22 protein-coding genes are annotated in these 21,891 nt (G+C 71.2%); 7 read left to right on the top strand and 15 right to left on the bottom strand.

Translation table 11 applies throughout. The features are described from left to right. The first annotated feature begins 12 nt into the window (after positions 1-12). Together ACZ6ZQ_RS22880 and ACZ6ZQ_RS22875 are read left to right on the top strand one after the other, a co-directional pair. Complete coding sequence (locus ACZ6ZQ_RS22880) at positions 13-1,629, top strand: ABC transporter permease (protein ID WP_469770360.1); 1,617 nt, start codon at positions 13-15, stop codon at positions 1,627-1,629. Continuing rightward, positions 1,629-2,663, top strand: a complete 1,035-nt coding sequence (locus tag ACZ6ZQ_RS22875) for an ABC transporter ATP-binding protein (RefSeq protein WP_469770359.1) — start codon at positions 1,629-1,631, stop codon at positions 2,661-2,663. Before ACZ6ZQ_RS22880 ends, ACZ6ZQ_RS22875 begins: the two co-directional genes overlap by 1 nt. A 111-nt stretch (positions 2,664-2,774) precedes the next feature. On the opposite strand, the gene ACZ6ZQ_RS22870 is transcribed toward ACZ6ZQ_RS22875, so the two are convergent. From ACZ6ZQ_RS22870 to ACZ6ZQ_RS22845, 6 genes are all read right to left on the bottom strand, one after another. Then, positions 2,775-3,707 (bottom strand): DMT family protein, encoded by a 933-nt coding sequence (locus ACZ6ZQ_RS22870; protein WP_469770358.1) that lies wholly within the window; start codon positions 3,705-3,707, stop codon positions 2,775-2,777. Between the two features lie 168 nt (positions 3,708-3,875). Next, positions 3,876-5,027: an LOG family protein gene (locus ACZ6ZQ_RS22865; protein ID WP_469770357.1), complete on the bottom strand. Its 1,152-nt coding sequence runs from the start codon at positions 5,025-5,027 to the stop codon at positions 3,876-3,878. Between the two features lie 43 nt (positions 5,028-5,070). Next, on the bottom strand, positions 5,071-6,216 hold the full coding sequence (locus tag ACZ6ZQ_RS22860) for a hypothetical protein (RefSeq protein WP_469770356.1): 1,146 nt from the start codon (positions 6,214-6,216) through the stop codon (positions 5,071-5,073). Next, complete coding sequence (locus ACZ6ZQ_RS22855) at positions 6,198-6,926, bottom strand: ABC transporter ATP-binding protein (RefSeq protein ID WP_469770355.1); 729 nt, start codon at positions 6,924-6,926, stop codon at positions 6,198-6,200. Before ACZ6ZQ_RS22855 ends, ACZ6ZQ_RS22860 begins: the two co-directional genes overlap by 19 nt. A 225-nt stretch (positions 6,927-7,151) precedes the next feature. Continuing rightward, the gene (locus ACZ6ZQ_RS22850; RefSeq protein ID WP_469770354.1) at positions 7,152-8,540 is read right to left on the bottom strand and encodes an aspartate aminotransferase family protein; all 1,389 of its coding nucleotides are present in this window, start codon (positions 8,538-8,540) and stop codon (positions 7,152-7,154) included. Then, complete coding sequence (locus ACZ6ZQ_RS22845; protein ID WP_469770353.1) at positions 8,525-9,016, bottom strand: Lrp/AsnC family transcriptional regulator; 492 nt, start codon at positions 9,014-9,016, stop codon at positions 8,525-8,527. The genes ACZ6ZQ_RS22850 and ACZ6ZQ_RS22845 overlap by 16 nt, the downstream gene beginning before the upstream one ends. Before the next feature lie 192 nt (positions 9,017-9,208). On the opposite strand from ACZ6ZQ_RS22845, the gene ACZ6ZQ_RS22840 reads away from it, so the two are divergent. Further along, positions 9,209-10,648: a gamma-aminobutyraldehyde dehydrogenase gene (locus ACZ6ZQ_RS22840; protein WP_469770352.1), complete on the top strand. Its 1,440-nt coding sequence runs from the start codon at positions 9,209-9,211 to the stop codon at positions 10,646-10,648. Positions 10,649-10,979: 331 nt separating this feature from the next. On the opposite strand, the gene ACZ6ZQ_RS22835 is transcribed toward ACZ6ZQ_RS22840, so the two are convergent. Then, a complete protein-coding gene (locus ACZ6ZQ_RS22835; protein ID WP_469770351.1) occupies positions 10,980-11,537 on the bottom strand; it encodes a TetR/AcrR family transcriptional regulator in 558 nt (185 codons plus the stop codon). Next, a complete protein-coding gene (locus ACZ6ZQ_RS22830) occupies positions 11,534-11,896 on the bottom strand; it encodes a DUF1304 domain-containing protein (protein ID WP_469770350.1) in 363 nt (120 codons plus the stop codon). The genes ACZ6ZQ_RS22835 and ACZ6ZQ_RS22830 overlap by 4 nt, the downstream gene beginning before the upstream one ends. A gap of 185 nt (positions 11,897-12,081) precedes the next feature. On the opposite strand from ACZ6ZQ_RS22830, the gene ACZ6ZQ_RS22825 reads away from it, so the two are divergent. From ACZ6ZQ_RS22825 to ACZ6ZQ_RS22815, 3 genes are read left to right on the top strand one after another with little or no spacing between them, the layout of a single operon-like run. Continuing rightward, positions 12,082-13,254, top strand: a complete 1,173-nt coding sequence (locus tag ACZ6ZQ_RS22825; protein ID WP_469770423.1) for a polyamine ABC transporter substrate-binding protein — start codon at positions 12,082-12,084, stop codon at positions 13,252-13,254. Between the two features lie 40 nt (positions 13,255-13,294). Then, positions 13,295-13,840 carry an HXXEE domain-containing protein gene (locus tag ACZ6ZQ_RS22820; RefSeq protein ID WP_469770422.1) on the top strand — a complete coding sequence of 182 codons (546 nt, stop codon included), beginning with the start codon at positions 13,295-13,297 and terminating at the stop codon, positions 13,838-13,840. Between the two features lie 30 nt (positions 13,841-13,870). Next, on the top strand, positions 13,871-14,410 hold the full coding sequence (locus ACZ6ZQ_RS22815; protein WP_469770349.1) for a hypothetical protein: 540 nt from the start codon (positions 13,871-13,873) through the stop codon (positions 14,408-14,410). Positions 14,411-14,470: 60 nt separating this feature from the next. On the opposite strand, the gene ACZ6ZQ_RS22810 is transcribed toward ACZ6ZQ_RS22815, so the two are convergent. The 6 genes from ACZ6ZQ_RS22810 to ACZ6ZQ_RS22785 form a co-directional block, all read right to left on the bottom strand. Further along, positions 14,471-15,715 carry a serine hydrolase domain-containing protein gene (locus ACZ6ZQ_RS22810; protein WP_469770348.1) on the bottom strand — a complete coding sequence of 415 codons (1,245 nt, stop codon included), beginning with the start codon at positions 15,713-15,715 and terminating at the stop codon, positions 14,471-14,473. A 96-nt stretch (positions 15,716-15,811) separates the two neighbouring features. Next, the gene (locus ACZ6ZQ_RS22805; RefSeq protein ID WP_469770347.1) at positions 15,812-16,528 is read right to left on the bottom strand and encodes a response regulator transcription factor; all 717 of its coding nucleotides are present in this window, start codon (positions 16,526-16,528) and stop codon (positions 15,812-15,814) included. Beyond that, positions 16,525-17,712 (bottom strand): sensor histidine kinase, encoded by a 1,188-nt coding sequence (locus ACZ6ZQ_RS22800; protein ID WP_469770346.1) that lies wholly within the window; start codon positions 17,710-17,712, stop codon positions 16,525-16,527. Before ACZ6ZQ_RS22800 ends, ACZ6ZQ_RS22805 begins: the two co-directional genes overlap by 4 nt. Further along, complete coding sequence (locus tag ACZ6ZQ_RS22795) at positions 17,712-18,512, bottom strand: SAM-dependent methyltransferase (RefSeq protein WP_469770345.1); 801 nt, start codon at positions 18,510-18,512, stop codon at positions 17,712-17,714. Before ACZ6ZQ_RS22795 ends, ACZ6ZQ_RS22800 begins: the two co-directional genes overlap by 1 nt. After that, positions 18,509-19,216 carry a glycerophosphodiester phosphodiesterase gene (locus ACZ6ZQ_RS22790; protein ID WP_469770344.1) on the bottom strand — a complete coding sequence of 236 codons (708 nt, stop codon included), beginning with the start codon at positions 19,214-19,216 and terminating at the stop codon, positions 18,509-18,511. The genes ACZ6ZQ_RS22795 and ACZ6ZQ_RS22790 overlap by 4 nt, the downstream gene beginning before the upstream one ends. 10 nt (positions 19,217-19,226) lie before the next feature. Beyond that, a complete protein-coding gene (locus ACZ6ZQ_RS22785) occupies positions 19,227-20,252 on the bottom strand; it encodes an adenosine deaminase (protein ID WP_469770343.1) in 1,026 nt (341 codons plus the stop codon). Between the two features lie 107 nt (positions 20,253-20,359). On the opposite strand from ACZ6ZQ_RS22785, the gene ACZ6ZQ_RS22780 reads away from it, so the two are divergent. Continuing rightward, positions 20,360-21,079: a DUF4190 domain-containing protein gene (locus tag ACZ6ZQ_RS22780; protein ID WP_469770342.1), complete on the top strand. Its 720-nt coding sequence runs from the start codon at positions 20,360-20,362 to the stop codon at positions 21,077-21,079. 62 nt (positions 21,080-21,141) lie between these two features. Here ACZ6ZQ_RS22780 and ACZ6ZQ_RS22775 read toward each other — a convergent pair whose 3' ends face one another. Beyond that, positions 21,142-21,717, bottom strand: coding sequence for an NADAR family protein (locus ACZ6ZQ_RS22775; protein ID WP_469770341.1), 576 nt, complete (start codon positions 21,715-21,717; stop codon positions 21,142-21,144). Between the last annotated feature and the right edge of the window lie 174 nt (positions 21,718-21,891).

The raw sequence follows: 21,891 nt of genomic DNA, 5'->3' as shown, positions 1-21,891 counted from the left end.
CGGCTCGCCCTGATGGCCGTGCCCGTCGCGTTCTTCGCCGTCTTCTTCGCCTACCCCGTGACCGCGATCGTCGGCCGCGGGCTCCAGGCGCAGGGCGTCTGGCAGTTCGGCCGTATCGGCAATGTGCTCGGCCGGCCGGACATTCTGGAAGTCCTCTGGTTCACCGCGTGGCAGGCGCTCGCGTCCACCGGGCTCACGCTGCTGATCGCACTCCCGGGCGCGTATGTCTTCGCCCGCTTCGACTTCCCCGGGAAGCAGCTGCTCCGCGCGATCGTCACCGTGCCGTTCGTCCTGCCGACCGTCGTCGTCGGCACCGCGTTCCTGGCCCTGCTCGGCCGCGGCGGGCTGCTCGACGAACGGTGGGGCGTGCGCCTCGACACGACCGTCTGGGCGATCCTCCTCGCCCATGTCTTCTTCAACTACGCCGTCGTCGTACGGACCGTGGGCGGTCTGTGGTCACAGCTCGACCCGCGGCAGGAGGAGGCGGCACGGGTCCTCGGTGCAAGCCGCCTCGCAGCCTGGCGGCGCGTCACCCTCCCCGCGCTGACCCCGGCCGTGGCCGCCGCGGCGCTGATGGTCTTCCTCTTCACCTTCACCTCCTTCGGTGTCGTACAGATCCTCGGCGGACCGGCGTACTCCACGCTGGAAGTCGAGATCTACCGGCAGACGGCGCAGGTCCTGGACCTGTCGACGGCCGCCGTGCTGACCCTGGTGCAGTTCGCGGCGGTCGGCGCGATCCTCGCCGTGCACGCCTGGACGGTACGGCGGCGGGAGACGGCGCTGCGGCTCGTCGATCCGGCACGCACGGCGCACCGGCCGCGCGGCGCGGGTCAGTGGGCGCTGCTCGCGGGAGTCCTGGTGACGGTCGCTCTGCTGATCATCGCGCCACTGGGCGTGCTGATCGAGCGCTCGTTCGACGGGCCCGGCGGATACGGCTTCGACTTCTACCAGGCACTGCGGTCCACGGAGGCGAGCGGCGGCACCTTCCTCGTACCGCCGCTGGAGGCCGTGTGGAACTCCGTCGAGTACGCGCTCGCCGCCACCGCCATCGCCCTGCTGATCGGCGGTCTCGCGGCCGCGGCACTCACCCGGAAGGCGGGCCGGCTGGTCCGGGGCTTCGACGCGCTGCTGATGCTGCCCCTCGGGGTCTCCGCCGTCACGGTCGGCTTCGGCTTCCTGATCACTCTCGACGAGCCACCGCTCGACCTGCGCACCACCTGGATCCTGGTACCGCTGGCCCAGGCCCTGGTGGGTGTGCCGTTCGTGGTGCGGACCATGCTGCCGGTGCTGCGGGCCGTCGACGTGCGGCTGCGTGAAGCGGCGGCCGTCCTCGGCGCCTCGCCGCTGCGAGCCTGGCGCGAGGTCGATCTGCCGATGGTGCGCCGGGCTCTGCTCGTCGCCGCGGGCTTCGCCTTCGCCGTCTCGCTCGGCGAGTTCGGCGCGACGGTCTTCATCGCCCGGCCCGACAACCCGACGCTGCCGGTCGCCGTGGCCCGGCTCCTCGGCCGCCCGGGCGAACTCAACTACGGGCAGGCGATGGCTCTTTCGACCATTCTCATGCTGGTCTGCGCGGCGGCGCTGCTGCTGCTCGACCGGCTCCGTCCCGACCGTTCCTCGGAGGAGTTCTGATGCTGGCACTCGAGGAGGCGACCGTACGGTTCGGGCGGCGGACCGCGCTCGACTCGGTGGACCTGGAGGTCGCCGACCACGAGATCGTGTGCGTCCTGGGACCCAGCGGCAGCGGCAAGTCCACCCTGCTGCGGGCCGTCGCCGGACTGCAGCCCCTGGACGGCGGCCGCATCCTGCTCGGCGGCTCCGACCAGGCCGGGGTGCCGGTGCACCGGCGCGGAGTCGGCCTGATGTTCCAGGACCACCAGCTCTTCCCACAGCGCGACGTCGGCGGCAATGTCGCGTTCGGCCTGCGCATGCACGGCGTGTCCAGGGACGAACGACGGCGCCGCGTGGCGAAGTTGCTCGAACTCGTCGGGCTTCCGGGCGCCGGAGAACGTGCCGTCGCCGCACTCTCCGGCGGTGAGCAGCAGCGCGTCGCCCTCGCCCGGGCGCTCGCGCCACGGCCCAGGCTGCTGATGCTCGACGAGCCGCTCGGCCAGCTCGACCGTACCCTCCGGGAACGGCTCGTCGTCGAACTCCGAGGGCTCTTCGGCCAGCTGGGCACGACCGTGCTCGCCGTCACCCATGACCAGGGCGAGGCCTTTGCGCTCGCCGACCGGGTCGTCGTCATGCGGGACGGGCGCATCGCCCAGAGCGGCACACCGCGTGAGGTGTGGCAGCGACCCGCCTCCGAGTTCGTCGCCCGCTTCCTCGGCTTCGACAACGTGGTGCCCGCGATGGTGGCCGGCGAGGCCGCCGACACGGTGTGGGGCAGGATCCCCGTCCCCGCCGGCTCCGCGCAGGGTGCCTGCCGGCTGCTGGTCCGTCCCGCTGCGGTACGGCTCGGGGCGGCGGACGACGGGCTGCCCTGCGTGGTCGAGTCGCTCACCTTCCGGGGGCATCACGTGGCGGTACGGCTGCGGCCCTCCGACGGCCCGCCCCTGGAGGCGGAGTGCGGCCTGAGGGACGCGCCCGAGGTGGGCGCGGCGGTCGGTGTCGCCTTCGCCGCGGAGGACGTGGTGGTCCTCAAGCCGGTCGATGGTGCCGCCTAGTGACCCCGTGTGTCCCGTCCTCGAACTCCCCCTGCGCCCTGTGGCGTTGGACCCCCGGACGGGCTTGACGGGTCGCCGCCGCTGCCGAGTCAGCCGGGGTGTCCGTCCGTCTCACACGCCGGACAGGTTCGAGAGTTGCTCCGAACTCCGGGGCTCCGCAGGCTCCGGGACCGCATCGGCGCCGTGGCCCTCCGGTTCGCCGAACCACGCCACCGCCACCGCGCCCGACACGGCGAGCACGAACCCGACGATCGCCGCCCACGCGAACCCGGGACGTGAGGCGTCCCCCAGCCACAGCACACCGATCATGCCCGGCAGCACGGTCTCGCCGACCACCAGCGCCGCCGTGGCGCCGTTGACCGAGCCGATCTGCAGGGCGACCGTGTGCAGATACATCCCGCCGATACCGGCGACGAGAATTGCGTAGAGCGCTGGGTCGGACAGCAGGGCGCCCGGATCGAACGGATCGATGCCGTTCAGTACGCGCACCCCGACCCCCAGCGCGCCGAACCCGAGCCCGGACAGCAGACCGGCCAGGATCGCCGCGCGCGCCCCCAGGAGGCGTACGACGACGGTGCCGCCCACCATCAGCAGCAGCGAAATCGCCAGCAGCCACCAGTGCGTGGCGATCGGCGTGTGTCCGCTGCCCTCGGGGCCCGCCGCCGTCGCCAGCAGCACCAGGGCGGAGCAGACCACGGCGATCGACGTCCACTCCGCGCGGTTCAGCCGGATCCCGAGCAGCTTGACGCTCAGCACTGCCGTGATCACCAGGTTGGCACTGATCACGGTCTGCGACAGGAACAGCGGCAGCAGCCGCGCCGCCAGCGCGCCCAGCCCGAACCCGACGAAGTCGAGGATCGTGCCGACGATGAATTCCCAGGTCATCGCCGCCTTGGCGGTCGAGGAAAGACTCGGCCCGCCGTGCTGTGTGACACCGGCGATGGCCTCCCGGCGGGCGGACTTGCGCGATCCCACGGCCTGCAGGACCGAGCCCGTGCCGTAACAGATCGACGCCGCCACCGCGGTCAGCAGTCCTATGAGCACCAAAAGCTCCGTTCACGTATGGGTCGGTGCGGGTCGGTCCCGTTCGTTCCGACTGCCAGACGCGAGTTTCGGTGCGGAAGTTGCTTCTCCCTCGCGGACAACCTCGCTGACGGCCACGTGGATGCCCTCTCGGACGACCGTGCGGACGCCCTCTCGTACGGCCGCCGCTCAGACAGCCGGCCGTGCGCCCTCCGTGAGGCGTGCCAGCGCCTCCGGCGCCTCGTCCACCGACTCCACCAGGGCGATCCGGGACTCCATGGACCGGTCCGCGGCCAGCGACTGCAGCAGCGGCCAGGCCGGGAGCTTCTCCGTCCAGTGGGACTGGTTCACCAGGACCATGGGGGTGGGTTCGCCGCGGGACTCGTAGTAGTTCGGGGTCGTGTTGTCGAAGATCTCCTGGACCGTGCCGGCCGCGCCGGGGAGGAAGACCACGCCCGCGTTGCAGCGGGCGAGGAGACCGTCCTCGCGGGTGGCGTTGGCGAAGTACTTGGCGATATGGCCGGCGAAGGGGTTCGGCGGCTCATGGCCGTAGAACCAGGTCGGGATGCCGACCGACTCGCCGCCGTGCGGCCAGCGCGAACGGACCTCGAAGGCCACGGAGGCCCAGTCGGTGACGGACGGGGTGAACGACGGGGCCTTGGCGAGGAGTTCGAGAGCCTCGTCGAGCATCTCGTCGGCGTGCGGCGCGGCGTACGCGCCGAGGTTCGCCGCCTCCATCGCGCCCGGCCCGCCGCCCGTGGCGACGATCAGCCCGGTACGGGCGAGTTCGCGGCCGAGCCGGGCGGCGCCGGCGTACGCGTCCGTGCCGCGGCTCATCGCGTGGCCGCCCATCACGCCGACCACGCGTACCCCGTTGAGGAGTTCGTCCAGGGCGTCCGAAACGGCGTCGTCGTGAAGGGACCGGAGCATCGAGGCGTAGATGTCGCGGTCGGCCTTGGTCTCCTGGAACCACTCGTACGTGAGCGCGTCGCGGGTGATCTCGTAGCCGCCCTCGGCGAGACCCTCGAACAACTCGTCGGGCGAGTACAGGAGTCCGCGGTACGGATCGAACGGCAGATCCGGTATGGGCGGGAAGACCAGCGCGCCGTCCGCGCGGACCTTGGCTTCGGCGTCGGGCTCCATGCGGCAGCCGAGGAACATCGTGCCGGTGGTGTCCGCGGCGAGCAGCGCGAAGGTGCGCGAGGTCAGGTCGACGGCCTGGACACGGTGTCCCGCGAGGCTGCCGCGCCGCGCGATGACCTGGTCGAACTCCTCGATCGTCTCGATCTCGCGGTCGTCGTCGTAGGACGACCCCAGCCTCGGCCTGTCTCCCTGCACCATGCGCCAAACGATATGCCCCGGCGTTCTCGCCCCGGTGCCGGGGTCAGTACCGCAGCGGCATCGCGGCCAGTTCCGCCACCGCCAGGGTGAGTGGGGCGAAGACCGCGAGCAGGACCACCGACCGGAGCACCACGCAGGCGCGGAGGAAGGCGGCGGGGGCGCCCAGACCGATGAGGCCGGCCCGGTCGGCCGCACGGGCGTGCTTGACCTCCAGCACGGAGGTGAGCAGCGTCGCCGTCGTACAGGCCACGACGAGCGCCGCCCCGGGTCCGGTCAGCTCGCCGAACGGCTGAGGACGGTGCCCGGCGAGCGCCGAGGCCGCGACCGTCGCGGACGCCACCGCGCAGACGACGCCGAGCGGACGGCCGATCCTGCTCGCGTCGTCCATCAGCGCGCGCCCGGCGAGGAGCCGGACGGCCCCGGGGCGTACCGACTGCAGTACCCGCCCGCACAGATGGACGATGCCCGGGCCGGCCATGGCGAGACCCAGCGCGGTGAGGGCCCAGCCCCCGAGCATCCCGGCCGGCGGGCTCCCGCCGCCGGGCGTCATGCCCTGGCGTGCGTACGTCTCGACCGCGACGCCCGCGGCGGCGAACGCGACACCCCAGGGCAGTCCGCCGGGCGTGGCCCCGGCGGGGCGTCCGGAGCGCTCGTCCTCGAAGTCCTCGCCCGGCTTCGTACGGCGCGGACGCAGCGCGATGGCCGCCGCTCCCGCCCCCGCCACCGGTACGAGCGCGAGGAGGGTGAGCGCGGCGGCCAGCGGCAACGGCTGTCCGGCGGCGAGCAGTTCGGCGGCGTCGCCGTCGAACGGCAGCCCTGTCAGGTCCCCCCGCAGGTGGAGGAAGAGCAGCAGTGCCACCGCGCTGCCGAGGGTGCAGGACACCGCCGTCGAGACGGCGGCCAGCGCGGTGAGCCCCACCGGTCCGAGCCCGACCGCGTCCAGCCCCTGCCGGGGCCGTGCGCCCGGGTCCGTACGGGCCACGGCGACCGCGAGATGCACGGTCGCGGCGAGCGGGACGAGACACCAGGCCAGCCGGAGCAGGGGCGGCTCGGACGCCTTCGGGCCCGAGACCGCGTAGGACAGCGTGCACAGCAGCAGGAAGCCGACGCCCGCGGACGCCGCGGCGACCATCAGCCGGCGCAGCAGGACCAGGGGGTGGGTGCCGCGGGCTAGACGGAGAGCGAGCACGCGGCCCGGCCTTCCGCCTCGGCGTCGTGGACGGAGCTGACGCGCCGCCCGTCGGCCAGCGCCACCGAGCGGTCGGCGAGCGTCGCGACGTCCCTGTCGTGGGTGGCGAGGACGAGCGTGATGCGGTGCGAGCGGGCCGCGGTGGTGAGCGTACGCAGCACCTGGGCCCGGTCCGCGCTGTGCAGCGCCGCGGTCGGCTCGTCGGCGAAGATCACGGCGGGTGAGGTGACGAGTGCGCGGGCGAGGGCGATCCGCTGCCGCTGGGCCTGGAGCAGCGCGCGGGGGCGTTTGCGCGCGGAGGTGCCGATGTCGAGCCGCTCCAGCCACTCCATGGCGGCGGTCTTGGCCTTGCGGTGCGACCAGCCGCGCAGCAGCAGCGGCAGGGCGGCGTTCTCCCACGCCGTCAGCTCGGGGAGCAGCTGGGGTTCGGGGCCGATCCAGCCGAAGCGGTCACGTCGCAGCCGCTCGCGGGCCACCGCTCCCATGGTGTGGACGGGGCTGCTGTTGAACCACACCTCGCCCTGCTGCGGTACGAGCTGGCCCGAGAGGCAGCGCAGCAGAGTGGTCTTTCCGCAGCCGCGCGGGCCGTTCACGGCGAGGATCTCGCCCTCGGACACGCCGAGGGAGACTCCGTTGAGCGCGGGCGAGCCGCCCAGGGAGTGGTGCAGGGAGCGTGCCCAGAGCACGTCGTTGTCCGGCGGGGCCACCATGGCGTACACCTCGGTTCTGATCAGTTCTTCCCGTCCCCCTTGCGGGGGAACGAAGGCAGGGCCGAACGGTCACAGGGCACCGTAAGGACTCGGAACCGGGTGTGCGGACAGCACGCGGCCCGGACGCTCTCCTTCTCACTCGAAAGGGTGCATCCGGGCCGCGAACAGCCGATGATCGTCATGGCTCGGAGCTTGATCCAACAGCTCCGAGTCCGGTCCGACGGCTCAGAGCTTCGCCCAGGCCTCCGTGAGGACCGACCGCAGGATCTGCTCGATCTCGTCGAAGGTCGACTGGTCGGAGATCAGCGGCGGGGCCAGCTGGACGACCGGGTCGCCACGGTCGTCGGCACGGCAGTACAGACCGGCGTCGAACAGCGCCTTGGAGAGGAAGCCGTACAGGACGCGCTCGGTCTCCTCCTCGTTGAAGGACTCCTTGGTGTTCTTGTCCTTCACCAGCTCGATGCCGTAGAAGAAGCCGTTGCCGCGGACGTCGCCGACGATCGGCAGGTCGTGCAGCTTCTGAAGGGTGCTCAGGAACGCGCCCTCGTTGTCGAGCACATGCTGGTTGATCTTCTCGCGCTCGAACAGGTCGAGGTTGGCGAGACCGACGGCCGCGGAGACCGGGTGGCCACCGAACGTGTAGCCGTGCAGGAAGGTGTTGTCGCCCTTGTAGAACGGCTCGGCGAGCCGGTCGGAGACGATGCAGGCGCCGATCGGTGAGTAGCCCGAGGTCATGCCCTTGGCGCAGGTGATCATGTCCGGCACGTAGCCGAACTTGTCACAGGCGAAGGTCGTGCCGAGCCGGCCGAAGGCGCAGATGACCTCGTCGGAGACGAGCAGTACGTCGTACTGGTCGCAGATCTCGCGGACCCGCTGGAAGTACCCGGGCGGCGGCGGGAAGCAGCCGCCGGCGTTCTGCACGGGCTCCAGGAAGACCGCGGCGACCGTGTCGGGGCCCTCGAAGAGGATCTGCTGCTCGATCTGGTCGGCGGCCCAGCGGCCGAAGGCCTCCGGGTCGTCGCCGTGCAGCGGGGCGCGGTAGATGTTGGTGTTCGGCACCTTGTGCGCACCGGGCACCAGCGGCTCGAACGGGGCCTTCAGGCCCGGCAGGCCGGTGATGGACAGGGCGCCCTGCGGGGTGCCGTGGTAGGCGACCGCACGAGAGATGACCTTGTACTTGGTCGGCTTGCCCACGAGCTTGAAGTACTGCTTGGCGAGCTTCCAGGCGGTCTCGACCGCCTCGCCGCCACCGGTGGTGAAGAAGACCTTGTTCAGGTCGCCGGGGGCTTCGTTGGCGAGCCGCTCCGCCAGCTCGACGGCCTTCGGGTGGGCGTACGACCACACGGGGAAGAATGCGAGCTCCTGAGCCTGCTTGGAGGCGACCTCGGCCAGCTCCTTGCGGCCGTGGCCCGCCTGGACCACGAACAGGCCGGCGAGGCCGTCGAGGTAGCGCTTGCCCTTGTCGTCGTAGATGTAGGTGCCCTCACCACGCACGATGGTGGGAACGGGCGAGTTCTCGTACGACGACATGCGGGTGAAGTGCATCCACAGGTGGTCGTAGGCGGACTTTGAGAGGTCGCTGAGGTCCTGACTCACGGCTATCGGGTTCCCCACATGTAGGTCTGCTTCTTGAGCTTGAGGTAGACGAAGCTCTCGGTGGAGCGCACACCGGGAAGGGTGCGGATGCGCCGGTTGATCACTTCAAGAAGGTGGTCGTCGTCCTCGCAGACGATCTCCACCATCAGGTCGAACGAGCCCGCCGTCATGACGACGTACTCGCACTCGGACATGGCGGTCAGCGCGTCGGCCACCGGGTCCAGGTCGCCCTCGACGTTGATCCCGACCATCGCCTGGCGCCGCAGGCCCACGGTGAGCGGGTCGGTGACGGCGACGATCTGCATCACGCCTTGGTCGAGCAGTTTCTGGACGCGCTGCCGGACCGCCGCTTCGGAGAGGCCTACGGCCTTGCCTATCGCGGCGTACGGCCGGCGCCCGTCCTCCTGCAACTGCTCGATGATCGCCAGGGAGACTGCATCGATCGTCGGGGACGACCCGCTCCCGGTCCTGGACTCTGTGCTTCGACTGGCCACAAGCATCACTCTGCACCGGACTCGTCGATCCCGCAACCCATCAGCGATGAAATTCGTTGTTCTCAGATCTAAATCTCACCGATTTCGAAGTTGAGGAGCGTCGGACCTGTCGAAAGCGTCACTCGTCGGGCTAGCCTGGGCGACGTAGGGTGGGGTGTCTCACCCATCGGACATCTGACAGGAGGGGTGGCTGTGACCACCGAACTGCGTCGTCTGCGCAATTACATCGACGGAGAGTTCCGGGACGCCGCGGACGGGCGGACCATCGAGGTGGTCAATCCGGCCACGGGAGAGGTGTACGCGACCTCGCCGCTCTCCGGTCAGGCCGACGTCGACGCCGCCATGGCCGCCGCCGCGGCGGCCTTCCCGGCCTGGCGGGACACCACGCCCGCGGAGCGCCAGAAGGTGCTGCTGAAGATCGCGGACGCCTTCGAGGAGCGTGCGGAGGAGCTGATCGCGGCGGAGTCGGAGAACACCGGCAAGCCGCTGGAGCTCACCCGGACCGAAGAGATCCCGCCCATGATCGACCAGATCCGCTTCTTCGCGGGTGCGGCCCGGATGCTCGAAGGCCGCTCGGCCGGCGAGTACATGGAGGGCATGACCTCCATCGTCCGCCGTGAGCCGGTCGGCGTCTGCGCGCAGGTCGCGCCGTGGAACTACCCGATGATGATGGCGGTGTGGAAGTTCGCGCCGGCGCTGGCGGCGGGCAACACGGTCGTCCTGAAGCCTTCGGACACCACTCCGGCGTCCACGGTGCTGATGGCCGAGATCATCGGTGCCATCGTGCCCAAGGGCGTCTTCAACGTCCTCTGCGGTGACCGTGACACGGGCCGCGCGATGGTCGAGCACTCGACCCCGGCGATGGCGTCCATCACCGGTTCGGTACGGGCCGGCATCCAGGTCGCCGAGTCGGCGGCCAAGGACGTCAAGCGCGTCCACCTGGAGCTGGGCGGCAAGGCGCCGGTCGTCGTCTTCGAGGACACCGACATCGCGAAGGCCGTCGAGGACATCTCGGTCGCGGGCTTCTTCAACGCCGGCCAGGACTGTACGGCGGCGACGCGGGTGCTCGTGCACGAGTCCATCCACGACGAGTTCGTGAGCGCGCTGGCGAAGGCCGCGGCGGACACGAAGACCGGTCAGCCGGACGACGAGGACGTTCTGTACGGCCCGCTGAACAACGCCAACCAGCTGAAGCAGGTCTCCGGCTTCATCGACCGGCTGCCGGCCCACGCGAAGGTGGAGGCGGGCGGTCACCGGGTCGGTGACAAGGGCTACTTCTACGCCCCGACGGTCGTGTCCGGTCTCAAGCAGGACGACGAGATCATCCAGAACGAGGTCTTCGGCCCGGTCATCACGGTCCAGTCGTTCCGCGACGAGGATCAGGCGCTCGAGTGGGCGAACGGCGTGGAGTACGCGCTGGCGTCCTCGGTGTGGACGAAGGACCACGCGCGCGCGATGCGGATGTCCAAGTCGCTGGACTTCGGCTGTGTGTGGATCAACACCCACATCCCGCTGGTGGCGGAGATGCCGCACGGCGGCTTCAAGAAGTCGGGCTACGGCAAGGACCTGTCGGCGTACGGCTTCGACGACTACACGCGCATCAAGCACGTGATGACGTCCCTGGGCGCGTAACGCCTCCGGCGGAAGCGGAAGTTGAAGGGCGGGCCCTGGGGCCCGCCCTTCGGCGTTGCCGAACCGGGCTCCGCCCCGGGCCCGTTCCGGCGGTGCCGCCCCCCGGCGCCTCAGACGCCGGCAGGCGGTTTCGGGGCTGCGACCCGAAACTCGGCCCGTCCGGCGTTCGGGGGCACGGCCGCAGGCCGTACGGGGGTTCGGGGCGCAGCCCCCCACGCGGCGGAGCCGCACATCGACACAGCGGGAAGGGGGCGGGGAGGGGCAGCATCCACTATGCGGCTCCGCCGCGTGGGCCCGTCGCAGGCGGCGCGGGCCGGCACCCCGCCGCGGTTCACGACAACGGCGTCATGTGCAGCGAGAGCAGGAGGCGCCAGACGTGGGCCGCCATCGCCTCCGGAGGCGCGGGGATGCGGTCGTGGAGCCAGTCGGCCAGCACGCCCGTGAAGGTCGACGCCACCGCCGAGGCGATCAGATCGGGGGCCGGGGCGCCCGCCAGCTCGCGTTCGCGGTGGCTGCGGGCGCGGAGTTCGCGGTGGAGCAGGTCGCCGAGCGGGCCGCCGCCACCCTCCCGGAGCATGGTGCGGTAGAGCGGGGCGTGCGGGACGATCCCGGTGAAGAAAGACGTCAGCGCAGCCGGCGGGGCCGCCGGATCGGGCACCCCGCGCCACGCGTGCAGCGCCTCCACCGCGTCCCGGACGATCTCGGCGCAGGCGTCCACCGCGAGCGCGTCCAGGTCCGGGTAGTGCAGATAGAACGTGGCGCGGCCGAGGCCCGCCCGGCGGACCAGGCCCGCCACGCTGACCTCCGCCAGCGGCCGCTCGGCGCACTCCTCCAGCAGGGCCCGCCGCAGCCGGTCCCGGGTGCGCTCGGCCCGGGGATCGCCGCTCATCCCGCCACCAGCACCGCGGCCAGCGCCAGCGCACCGGGCAGGGCCTGGGCCACGAAGATGCGCCGGTTCGCGGTGGCGCCGCCGTACAGCCCGGCGATCACCACACAGGCGAGGAAGAAGATCTGGACCTGGTGGCCCGTGGGGTCCGCGGCGATCAGGCCCCAGATCAGGCCGGCCGCGAGAAAGCCGTTGTACAGCCCCTGGTTGGCGGCAAGCGGTGCCGTCGCCCGAGCCATCTCGGCGTCGAACCCGGACAGTCCCCGACCCGGAGCCCGCTCCCACAGGAACATCTCCAGCACCAGGATGTAGACGTGCAGCGCGGCCACCAGGCCGACCAGGACGTTCGCCGTCGCGTTCATGGGCACCAATCACTTCATGGGCAAGTGTCCATGAAGTATAGACAGGTGTCCATGATCGACAGGGTGTCAGGGCCCGGGCCTCGCGCTCGACGCACCGTCCATTGCCCCTCGTACCGACCGCCCGGCATCCTGCCGAGGTGCCAGCGAAGCCGAAGAACGCCCCGACGCACCGCACGTCCCGCCGCATGTCCCGCCGCTCGGCGCTGCGCGCCCTCGGCGCCGCCGGAGCCGGAGCCGCGGGCTTCGCGCTCGCCGGCTGCGGAGTCCCCGCGGCCTATGTCGAGCCAGGCGACCGCGCCGCACGTGATCTCTCGGGCCGCGACAAGACCGTCGACTTCGCCAACTGGCCCCTCTACATAGACACCGACGACGAGGACACCTCCAGAAGGCCCACCCTCGACGCCTTCGCCGAACGCACCGGGATCTCCGTCCGCTACACCGAGGAGATCAACGACAACGACGAGTTCTTCGGCAAGGTCAGCCCTGCCCTGATGAACCATCAGGAGACCGGTCGGGACCTCGTCGTCGTCAGCGACTGGATGGCCGCCCGGTTCGTACGCCTCGGCTGGGTCCAGGAGATGGACCGCGACCGGCAGCCGAACATCACCAAGTACCTGGACCCGCAGCTGCGTTCACCCGCCTTCGACGAGGGCAGGCGGCACAGCGTGCCCTGGCAGTCCGGGATCACCGGCATCGCGTACAACCGCAGGAAGCTGGGTCGAGAGATCCAGCACATCGAGGACCTCTGGGCCGCGGACCTGCGGGGAAAGGTCACCCTCCTCTCCGGCCTCGACGAGTCCTTCGCCCTCTTCATGCAGGGCAACGGCGTGGACATCACCCGCTGGACGGCCGACGACTTCCACGCCGTGTGCGACCAGGTCGAGAGGCTGGTGCGGCAGAAACACATCCGCCGCTTCACCGGCAACGACTACATCAAGGACCTCTCCACGGGGGACGTCCTCGCCTGCCAGGCCTACTCGGGCGACGTCATCCAGCTCCAGGCGGACAACCCCGACATCGAGTTCGTGGTCCCGGAGGAGGGCGCCGAACTCTGGGCCGAGTCGCTGATGATCCCCAACCTCGCCCAGCACAAGCGCAACGCCGAGGCGCTCATCGACTACTACTACGAGCCCGAGGTCGCCGCCGAGCTCGCCGCCTGGGTCAGCTACGTCTGCCCGGTGCCCGCCGCGCGCGACGTCCTCGCCGGCTCCGACGACGAGGAACTCGCCGCGCTCGCCGAGGATCCGCTGATCTTCCCCGACGCCGCGATGCGCAAGCGTCTGGCGATCGCGCGGGACATCACGTCCGAGGAGCGCAGGGACTTCGCCAAACGGTGGAACGGAATCGTCGGCCTGTAGCAGACTCGTGATCATGAAGACTGCGACGGTGACCGCGACCATGACCGAGTCCGTGACCGAGACCGTGAACCCGCTGGTGGCATACGGGCTGTTCGCCGCCTGGGCGCTGCACGACGCCGAGGAGATCGCGTTCGGGCCGCGCTGGATACGGGAGAATCTGCCCGCCCTCCGCAAGCGGTTCCCCGACGCCCCCGAGCGGGTGTGGCGCGTCCTGGAGTCGGTCGACGAGCGCGAATTCGCGGTGGCGGTGGGAGCCATGGCCACGATCGTCGGTGCCGCCGCCGTCGCGGGCGGGCGCACCGGCGGACGGTCCGCGTTCTTCCAGGGCGCACTGAACGGCTTCGGGCTGCACGGCCTCGTCCATCTCGCCCAGGCCGCGGCCGTACGCGGCTACACGCCGGGGTCCGCCACGTCACCCCTGATCGTCGTGCCGTTCACCCTCTGGGCCCGGGGCCGGCTGCGGCGCGCCGGCGTGCTGCGCCCCACCCGGGCGCGGGACGCCGTGACCGGTCTGGCGCTGGCCGCGGGCGCCACCATCGCCTCGCACGCCGTGGCCCGCAAGGTCACCGGTGCCCCGCGTTTTTGAACGCGTTCATGATGGGCGTAGGCTGCGGGCATGAGCGAGCGAAGAGCGCTTTTGCGGCGCATACGCGTGTGGTTGGCCGTCTTCATCGTCTTCCTCGTCCTGAGTGGACTGACGGCCTTCCCCCTCGTCACCGAGCTGCGCCTCGTCCACGACGCGCTGACGTCCTGGGCCTCCCCGGTCGCGGACGCCTTCCCCGCCCTGCCGGAGTGGATCGAGCGGGTACGGGCCGGCGCGGACGTCGCCGATGAGCGGTACCCCTTCCTCCTGTACGGCACCGACTGGCTGGCCTTCGCGCACCTCGTCATCGCCATAGCCTTCTACGGTCCGTACCGCGATCCCGTACGCAACATCTGGGTCATCGAGTTCGGCATGATCGCCTGCGCCGGGATCATCCCGCTCGCGCTGATCTGCGGCCCGATCCGGGGCATCCCCTTCTGGTGGACGGTCATCGACATGTCCTTCGGCGTCTTCGGAGTCGTCCCGCTCCTCGTCGTACGCCGCATGATCAAGCGGCTGGAGGGGCTGACCGCGCCCTGGCCGGCCCCGGCCCCGGAGCCCGCGGCGCCCTAGCTCGGGGGCCGGCGGACAGAGGCTAGTGCCGCGACAGGGCAAAGCTTGCCGGGAGGGGCACTAGTCGGAGGGCATCCCGAACGCGGCGACGGCGAGATTCAGCGCCACCCTGTTCATGTCCTGGCCCTTCGCGTCCGTGGAGTTGACGCTGTAGACGAGCGTGCGCGACAGATCACGGGTTGCCGCGACGGCCGCGTTGTAGCCCCAGCGGCCGCCCGACTTGCCCCACACCTCACGTCCGCCCAGTTTCTTCATGGACAGCCCGACGGAGTACGCGGCGGGGGCACCGGTCCCGATGTCGACCACATCCTTCCCGGGCAGGGTGAACATCTCCTCCAGCAGCGGACCGCGCACGACCTGCCCCCTGAACAGGGCCTTGGTGAACCGCTCCAGATCCGCGGTCGTGGAGATGATGTCCCCGGCCGCCCAGCCGTCCGTCACGCCCCACACCGTCACGTCACGCAGTTCGGTCGTGCCGTCGTCCAGCCTCATCGTCTGGTAGCCGTGGTTGTGCGGGCCGCGGATGCGCGGGTCGGTGCCGGGGAAGTACGTGCCGCGCAGTCCGAGCGGCTTCAGGATGTGGCGGGCGATCTCGTCCTCGTACCGCTCGCCCGTCACACGCTCGATCAACAGCCCGGCGACCGTGTAGCCGATGTTCAGGTAGTGCTGCTTCGTGCCCGGTGCGAACTCCGGCTTCTTGCCGGTCGCGGAGCGCACCATCGTGCGCGGGTCGTGCACGTCGAGGCGGTGCGCGTACCACTCCTCGACGGTCGTGCCGGGCATGTCCGGGGCGGGGATGCCGTGCGTGTGGTTGAGCAACTGCCGGACGGTGACCTTCCCGTACGTCGCCGGGATCAGCTCCGGGAGGTACGAGCGGGCCGTCCGGTCCAGGTCCACTCTGCCCTCCGCCGCGAGCCGCAGCACCGCCGCGGCCGTGAAGACCTTCGTCACCGAGCCGGCCCGGAAGCGGGCGTCCGGGTCGGCCGGGCGGCCGGACGTGAGGTCGTGGACACCGGAGCTGCCGTGCCAGCTGCCGCCGGTGCCCCCGACACGTACGAGCGCGGCGGTCGCGTCCGTGGTCGGCAGCCCGGCGACCGCGGCTTCGAGGGCGGCCTCGTCCGGCTTCTCGCTGTCGCCCGTGCCGGAGCCCGCGCCGGAGCCCGCGCCAGAGCGTGTGCCGGCGTCCGTGCCGGCGTCCGTGCGCACGGACGCGGGGGAGTGGGCCGCGGCCGGCACGACGGCCGGGCCCGCTGCGACACCGAGGACGAGTGCGGCGGCGAGCAGGGTGCGGGTACGGCTGTTCATGGTCAACTCCCGTGGTGTGAGCCGTCGTTCTTGACGCCTCCCATCCTGTTGACCAGGGTCTTCGAGCGGATCGCCGGTGAGAGCGGTCCTCGCCGGTCAGTCTCTCGCCGCCACGGGGGAGAAGCCGGACGCAGGCACTCCCTCCGGCGGGGGATCCCCGGCGGCGATCAGCCCGGTCTCGTACGCGCAGATGACCGCCTGGATCCGGTCGCGCAGCCCCAACTTGGCCAGCACATTGCCCACATGCGTCTTCACGGTGTGCTCGCTGACGACGAGCGCCGCCGCGATCTCCGCGTTCGACCGGCCACGCCCCAGCAGGAGCAGCGTCTCGCGCTCGCGCGCGGTGAGGACGTCCAGCCGTCCGTCGGGTGGCGCGGCCGTACGCCGGTTGGTGTGCTTCGTGTACTCCTCGATCAACCGGCGCGCCACCGACGGCGCGAGCAGCGAGTCGCCCCGCGCCACCACCCGGACCGCGTGCACCAGATCGTCCCGCCTGACGTCCTTGAGCAGAAAGCCGCTCGCGCCCGCGTGCAGCGCCTCGTACACGTACTCGTCGGAGTCGAAGGTCGTCAGCATCACCGTGCGGCACGCGGACTCGGCGCTGACGGTGCGGCAGGCCTCGATCCCGTCCATGCCGGGCATCCGGATGTCGAGCAGCGCCACGTCGGGGGAGAGGCGGCGTACCGCGTCGACGGCCGCCGTCCCGTCCGCTGCCTCGGCGACGACCTCGATGTCCGGCTGTACGTCCAGGATCATTGCGAAACCGCTGCGGACCAGCTCCTGGTCATCGGCCACCACCACGCGGATCGTCAACTCCCCACCTCCGCCCGGGATCCTACGGGGAGTGTGACGCCGACCTCGAAGCCCCGGCCGTCGGGGCCCGGCCCGGTGAACGCCGTGCCGCCATGGGCCGCCGCCCGTTCGCGGATGCCGATGAGCCCGTGTCCGGTGGACGTTCCGGGCCCCCGCCCGTCGTCGGTGACCGTGATCGCCAGCAGGTCCCTCCCGTAGACCAGCCGCACACGGACCGTGGTCGCCGCCGCGTGCTTGACCACGTTCGTGAGTGCCTCCTGCACCACACGGTGGGCCGTGGCCTCGGTGTCGGCGGGCAGCGGGCGGACCTCGCCCGTCGTCTCGTACGCGATGTCGAGGCCGCTGTGCCGCACGCGTGCGACCAGGCCCGGCAGCGCCGCCAGCGAGGGCTGCGGCTCGCGCGGTGCGTCATCCGGATCGAGATCGCCCTCGCGCAGCACCCCGAGCATCCGGCGCAGCTGCGTCATCGCGTCCCGGCCGGTCTCGGAGATCGCCTCGAAGGCAGCCTCCGCACGCTCCGGGGCCGTACGCACCGCGACCGGGCCCGCCTCCGCCTGGACGATCATCAGGCTCACCGCGTGCGACAGGATGTCGTGCATCTCCCGGGCGATCCGGGCCCGTTCGCGGGCCGCTGCCTGCTCGGCCTCGATCCGGTTCGCCCGCTCCAGTTGCGCGGCACGGTCCTCGACCGCCGCGGTGTAGGCCTGCCGGGTGTCGGTGAGCCTCCCGAAGACATACGCCGCCCCGAGCACGAAGAGGCAGAAGAACAGCTCCCGGGCCGAGCCGGTGTTGAGCCACACCGACACCGACACGACAGCCGGCAGCAGCAGGAGCACACCCAGCCGGGTGCGGGGCGGTGAGACCGAGGCGATCGTGTGGACGATGACCAGGCCGGTGTACGGGAGGGGCTGGCCGGGCCCCCAGATCGCGAGCTCGTACAGCGCGCCGGTCACGAGGATCGCGAGCAGCACGGTGACCGGGGCACGCCGCCGCCAGACCAGCGGCACCACGGTCAGGGTGGTCAGTCCGTAGGCCGCCCAGGTCGCGGGCGCCTGACCGACGGGGCGCGGCACAACGAACGGCATCGTCATCGCCGCCTGCACGAGCAGCGCGACGCCGAGGTCCACGAACCACGGGTTGACGTCCCGCAACTGCCCCAGCCGGCCGGTCCCCCGTATCCGCATCAGCGCTTGCGGCCCACCGCGCCGAACTGCGCCACCTCCACCGTCGTCGCGCCCCCGTCGCGCCAGCGCGCACAGGACACGATGCCCGGCTCCAGGAGATCCAGGCCGTCGAGGAAGCCCGCGAACTCGGCGCGGCTGCGGGCGGTGATCGGCGGTGTCGCGTTCTCGTTCCAGAACGCCATCGCCTCGGCGTTGCCCTCGCCGCCCAGTTCCAGCGTGGGGTGGGTGAGCACGAGATGGCTGCCGGACGGTACGGCGTCCATGATGCAGCGGACGATCGAGGTGGCCTTGTCCGTGTCCAGGATGAAGTTCAGGATCCCCAGCATCATCACCGCCACCGGACGCGTCAGGTCGAGCGGCGGTTCGACGGCGCGCAGGATGTCCTCGGGACGATGGGCGTCCGCGTCGATGTACGCGGTGCGGCCCTCGGGGGTGCTGGTCAGCAGGGCACGGGCGTGCGACAGCACGATCGGGTCGTTGTCGACGTACACGATCCGCGACTCGGGGGCGATGCGCTGGGCGACCTCATGCGTGTTGTCGACGGTCGGCAGGCCCGTACCGATGTCGAGGAACTGGCGCATCCCCGCCTCACCGGCGAGATGCGCGACGACCCGTCCCAGGAACGCCCGGTCGGCGCGGGCGACCTGGCCGATGCTCGGGAACATGCCGGTCACCTGGTCGCCGACCTGACGATCCACCAGGTAGTTGTCCTTGCCGCCCAGCCAGTAGTTCCACACCCGGGCGTTGTGGGCGATGTCGGTGCGGATCCGGTCCTGGCCGGTGTCCTCGGCGTCGGTCACGTCATGCGTCCTTTCCCCGTGCGGGAGCTGCGGAGTACCCGGGCGAGGACGTCCACCCGGTTCGTGGTGATCGAGTCGACACCGCGCCCGACCAGTCGGCGCATCGTGCCACGCGTGTCGGCGGTCCAGACAGAGAGCAGATACCCGTCCGCATGGACCCGGTCCGCGAGGTCCCTGCTCACCAGCCCGAAGCGGTAGTTGAGCCAGCGCGGCCGCAGCGCGCCGAGCAGCACCGGGCGCGGCGGGGCGAGCGTCGTCCAGGTCAGGGCGATCTCCGCGCCGGGGTCGGCATCGCGGACGGCGAACATCCCGACCGGACCGCCGGTGTAGTAGACCCGCTCGCCCGCGCCGCATTCACGGACCGTGCCGACGATCGCGCGTACCGCCTTCTCGTCTGCCCCGGGCAGATCGAGCATCAGCCGGTGGCCGCCCACCGCGATCAGCGCCTCCCGCAGCGTCGGCACGCCGCCGGACGTCAGCTCGGTGAGCTGCTCATGGGTGAGCCGGGCCAGCGGACGGTCGTGGCCCCAGAGCCGCTTGAGCGTCTCGTCGTGCAGCAGTACGGGAACCCCGTCGCGGGTCAGCCGGACATCCACCTCGATGGCGTCCGCGCCCCGCTCGATCGCCGTGTGCAGCGACGGAAGCGTGTTCTCACGGGCGACGTACGGGTCGCCGCGATGGCCTACGAGGGTCACGGTGCGCACGGGGCCGTCCTCACTTCGCCAGCCACTGCTCGGTGTACGTGTCGATCTCCGCGGCGATCCGCGCCTTTCCGGCCGGGTCGAGGAAGGACGCCTCCACGGCGTTCTTCGCGAGTGCCGCGACGCCCCCCTCGTCGAGCCCCAGCAGCCGGGCGGCCACCGCGTACTCGTTGTTGAGGTCGGTGCCGAACATCGGCGGGTCGTCGCTGTTGATGGTCACGAGCACGCCGGCCGCGACCATCTCCTTCATGGGGTGCTCGTCGAGGGTGGCGACGGCGCGGGTCGCGATGTTGGAGGTGGGGCAGACCTCCAGCGGGATGCGGTGCTCGGCGAGGTGCGCCAGCAGCTTCGGATCCTTCGGAGCGCTCGTGCCGTGGCCGATGCGCTCGGCCCGCAGGTCGCCCAGCGCGTCCCAGATGGTCTCCGGGCCCGTGGTCTCCCCGGCGTGCGGCACGGACCGCAGGCCGGCGGCGATGGCCCGGTCGAAGTACGGCTTGAACTGGGGCCGCGGGACACCGATTTCGGGCCCGCCGAGGCCGAACGAGACCAGGCCCTCCGGATGCAGGTCGACGGCGAGCCGGGCGGTCTCCTCGGCCGCGTCGAGCCCCGCCTCGCCGGGGATGTCGAAGCACCAGCGCAGGACGACACCGAGCTCGGTCTCGGCGGCCTTGCGGGCGTCCTCGATCGCCTCCATGAACCCCTGCTCGGGGATGCCGCGCCGGGTGGAGCTGAACGGCGTGACGGTCAGCTCCGCGTACCGGATGTTCTGCCGGGCCATGTCCCGCGCGACCTCGAAGGTCAGCAGCCGGACGTCCTCAGGGGTGCGGACCAGGTCCACCACCGAGAGATAGACCTCGATGAAGTGCGCGAAGTCGGTGAAGGAGAAGTAGTCGGCGAGGGCGTCGGGGTCGGTGGGGACCTTGGAGTCCGGGTGCCGGGCGGCCAGTTCGGACACGATGCGCGGGGAGGCGGACCCGACATGGTGGACGTGCAACTCCGCCTTGGGCAGCCCCGCGATGAAGGGGTGCAGATCGGTCATCGGGTCCTCCATGTGTCCTGTGCCCTGCCGGTCAGGGATCATCGTAGGCGGGCCGGATGGCGCGTGACGCGGGCCCGTAGCATGACGAATCCACGAAGGGGAGGCCCATGTCAGACCAGAGCGACCAGCCGCCGGGCGGGTACGAGCCGAGGGACCCATGGGCTCCGCCGGAGCACCGGGCGCCGCAGGACAAAGTGGATCTCGGCAAGGCGACGCCGGCCGCGCAGCCGCCGCGGCCGGCCGTCCACGACCAGCCGACGATGACATCGATGCCGTCCGCGGGACCGTTCGCCGCCCCCGGCGCCGGTGCCGGCACCGGAGGTGACGCGGGCACCGGGGCCGTACCACCGCCCCCGATAGCCCCCGGCGGACCCGCGCAGACCGCGCCCGGCCCGTACGGCTACCCGGCCGCCGCCGCTCCGGGCGTCACACAGCCCGGCGCGCCCGGGTACGGCTACCCCGGGTATCCGGGCTACCCCGGCTATGGCCAGGGCGGCTGGGTACAGGGCCCGGCGAACGGCATGGGCATCACCGCGATGGTGCTGGGCATCGTCGCCGTCGCCGGATTCTGTCTGTACGGCCTCGGGGTCGTCCTCGGCATCCTCGCGCTGATCTTCGGCTTCATCGGCCGTGGCCGCGTCAAGCGAGGTGAGGCGACCAACGGCGGAATGGCATTGGCCGGCATCATCCTCGGCGGGGTCGGCATCGTGATCAGCGCCGCGTTCCTCGGTCTGATGATCTGGCTGATCGCCAACGACCCTTCCTCCCTGGAGTCCGACGAGGACCCCTGGGCGACGACGCTGGTCGTCGCCGCGGCTTCGCGCTGACCGGACGCGCCATCCGGGCGGCCCCCCGCGCCGCCCGGCGGCCGCCCGGCCACCGCGTCCCCTCACTCGCCCCGCTCTGCCCGCTCCCGCAGCCGCTCGCGCGCCTGCATCAGTGCGAACCCCAGCAGGTTCAGCCCGCGCCACCGCGAGGGGTCGTCGGCCCGCTCGTCGTCCGCGGCCAGGCCGATGCCCCAGATCCTGTCCACCGGGCTCGCCTCCACCAGCACCCGGTCGCCCGTGGCCAGCAGGAACGCGCGCAGATCCGCATGCTGGGCGAACTTGTGCACGCTGCCCTCGACGACGATCGAGAACCGCTCGCGCTCCCATGTCGCGTCGCTGAAGCCGCGCACCAGACGGCCCGCCTTCTTCGCGAGCGCCGGATTCGGCGCCTCGACGGCCTTGCGCTCCGCCTCCGCGTCACCGAAGAGGCGCGCCTTCGCGGCCATCATCCAGTGCTCGGCCGTCGCGTACTCGATGCCGTCGACGGTGAACGGCGCCGGCCACCACTGGCTCAGACAGCCGGCCCCCACGCTGCCGTCCCGTCGCGGAGTGTGCCCCCAAAAGTGCAGATACTTGACCCGCCTACCGCTCCTGACCTGCTCGATCAGAGCCTCGGTCGATGCGTCGATCATCCCCATGCACGCGAGTTTCGCATCCGCTACTGACACTCCGTACGGGGATGACCACCCAGGCCCGACACATGGTCGACCGATTCCGTCGCGTAATCAAAAGGAAACTACGGAATCACTTGTTGGCCAAAGCTCATTCTGTCAGGATCGGCACTCACTTCGAGCTGGAACAACGGAGAGCTT

The organism is Streptomyces sp. NPDC053673 (assembly GCF_055585225.1).
Note: the sequence above shows the minus strand (reverse complement) of the source record. Positions and strands in the feature narration are given on the sequence as shown.

Coding starts and splice junctions, on each gene's coding strand:
- ACZ6ZQ_RS22830 (WP_469770350.1), bottom strand. CDS start 11,896: ATGAACGCGACGGCGAACGTCCTGGTCGGCCTGGTGGCCGCGCTGCAC.
- ACZ6ZQ_RS22775 (WP_469770341.1), bottom strand. CDS start 21,717: ATGGGGATGATCGACGCATCGACCGAGGCTCTGATCGAGCAGGTCAGG.
- ACZ6ZQ_RS22810 (WP_469770348.1), bottom strand. CDS start 15,715: ATGAACAGCCGTACCCGCACCCTGCTCGCCGCCGCACTCGTCCTCGGT.
- ACZ6ZQ_RS22875 (WP_469770359.1), top strand. CDS start 1,629: ATGCTGGCACTCGAGGAGGCGACCGTACGGTTCGGGCGGCGGACCGCG.
- ACZ6ZQ_RS22865 (WP_469770357.1), bottom strand. CDS start 5,027: ATGGTGCAGGGAGACAGGCCGAGGCTGGGGTCGTCCTACGACGACGAC.
- ACZ6ZQ_RS22835 (WP_469770351.1), bottom strand. CDS start 11,537: ATGAGCGGCGATCCCCGGGCCGAGCGCACCCGGGACCGGCTGCGGCGG.
- ACZ6ZQ_RS22820 (WP_469770422.1), top strand. CDS start 13,295: ATGACCGAGTCCGTGACCGAGACCGTGAACCCGCTGGTGGCATACGGG.
- ACZ6ZQ_RS22800 (WP_469770346.1), bottom strand. CDS start 17,712: ATGCGGATACGGGGGACCGGCCGGCTGGGGCAGTTGCGGGACGTCAAC.
- ACZ6ZQ_RS22825 (WP_469770423.1), top strand. CDS start 12,082: ATGTCCCGCCGCTCGGCGCTGCGCGCCCTCGGCGCCGCCGGAGCCGGA.
- ACZ6ZQ_RS22880 (WP_469770360.1), top strand. CDS start 13: ATGGCCGTGCCCGTCGCGTTCTTCGCCGTCTTCTTCGCCTACCCCGTG.
- ACZ6ZQ_RS22815 (WP_469770349.1), top strand. CDS start 13,871: ATGAGCGAGCGAAGAGCGCTTTTGCGGCGCATACGCGTGTGGTTGGCC.
- ACZ6ZQ_RS22780 (WP_469770342.1), top strand. CDS start 20,360: ATGTCAGACCAGAGCGACCAGCCGCCGGGCGGGTACGAGCCGAGGGAC.
- ACZ6ZQ_RS22855 (WP_469770355.1), bottom strand. CDS start 6,926: ATGGTGGCCCCGCCGGACAACGACGTGCTCTGGGCACGCTCCCTGCAC.
- ACZ6ZQ_RS22785 (WP_469770343.1), bottom strand. CDS start 20,252: ATGACCGATCTGCACCCCTTCATCGCGGGGCTGCCCAAGGCGGAGTTG.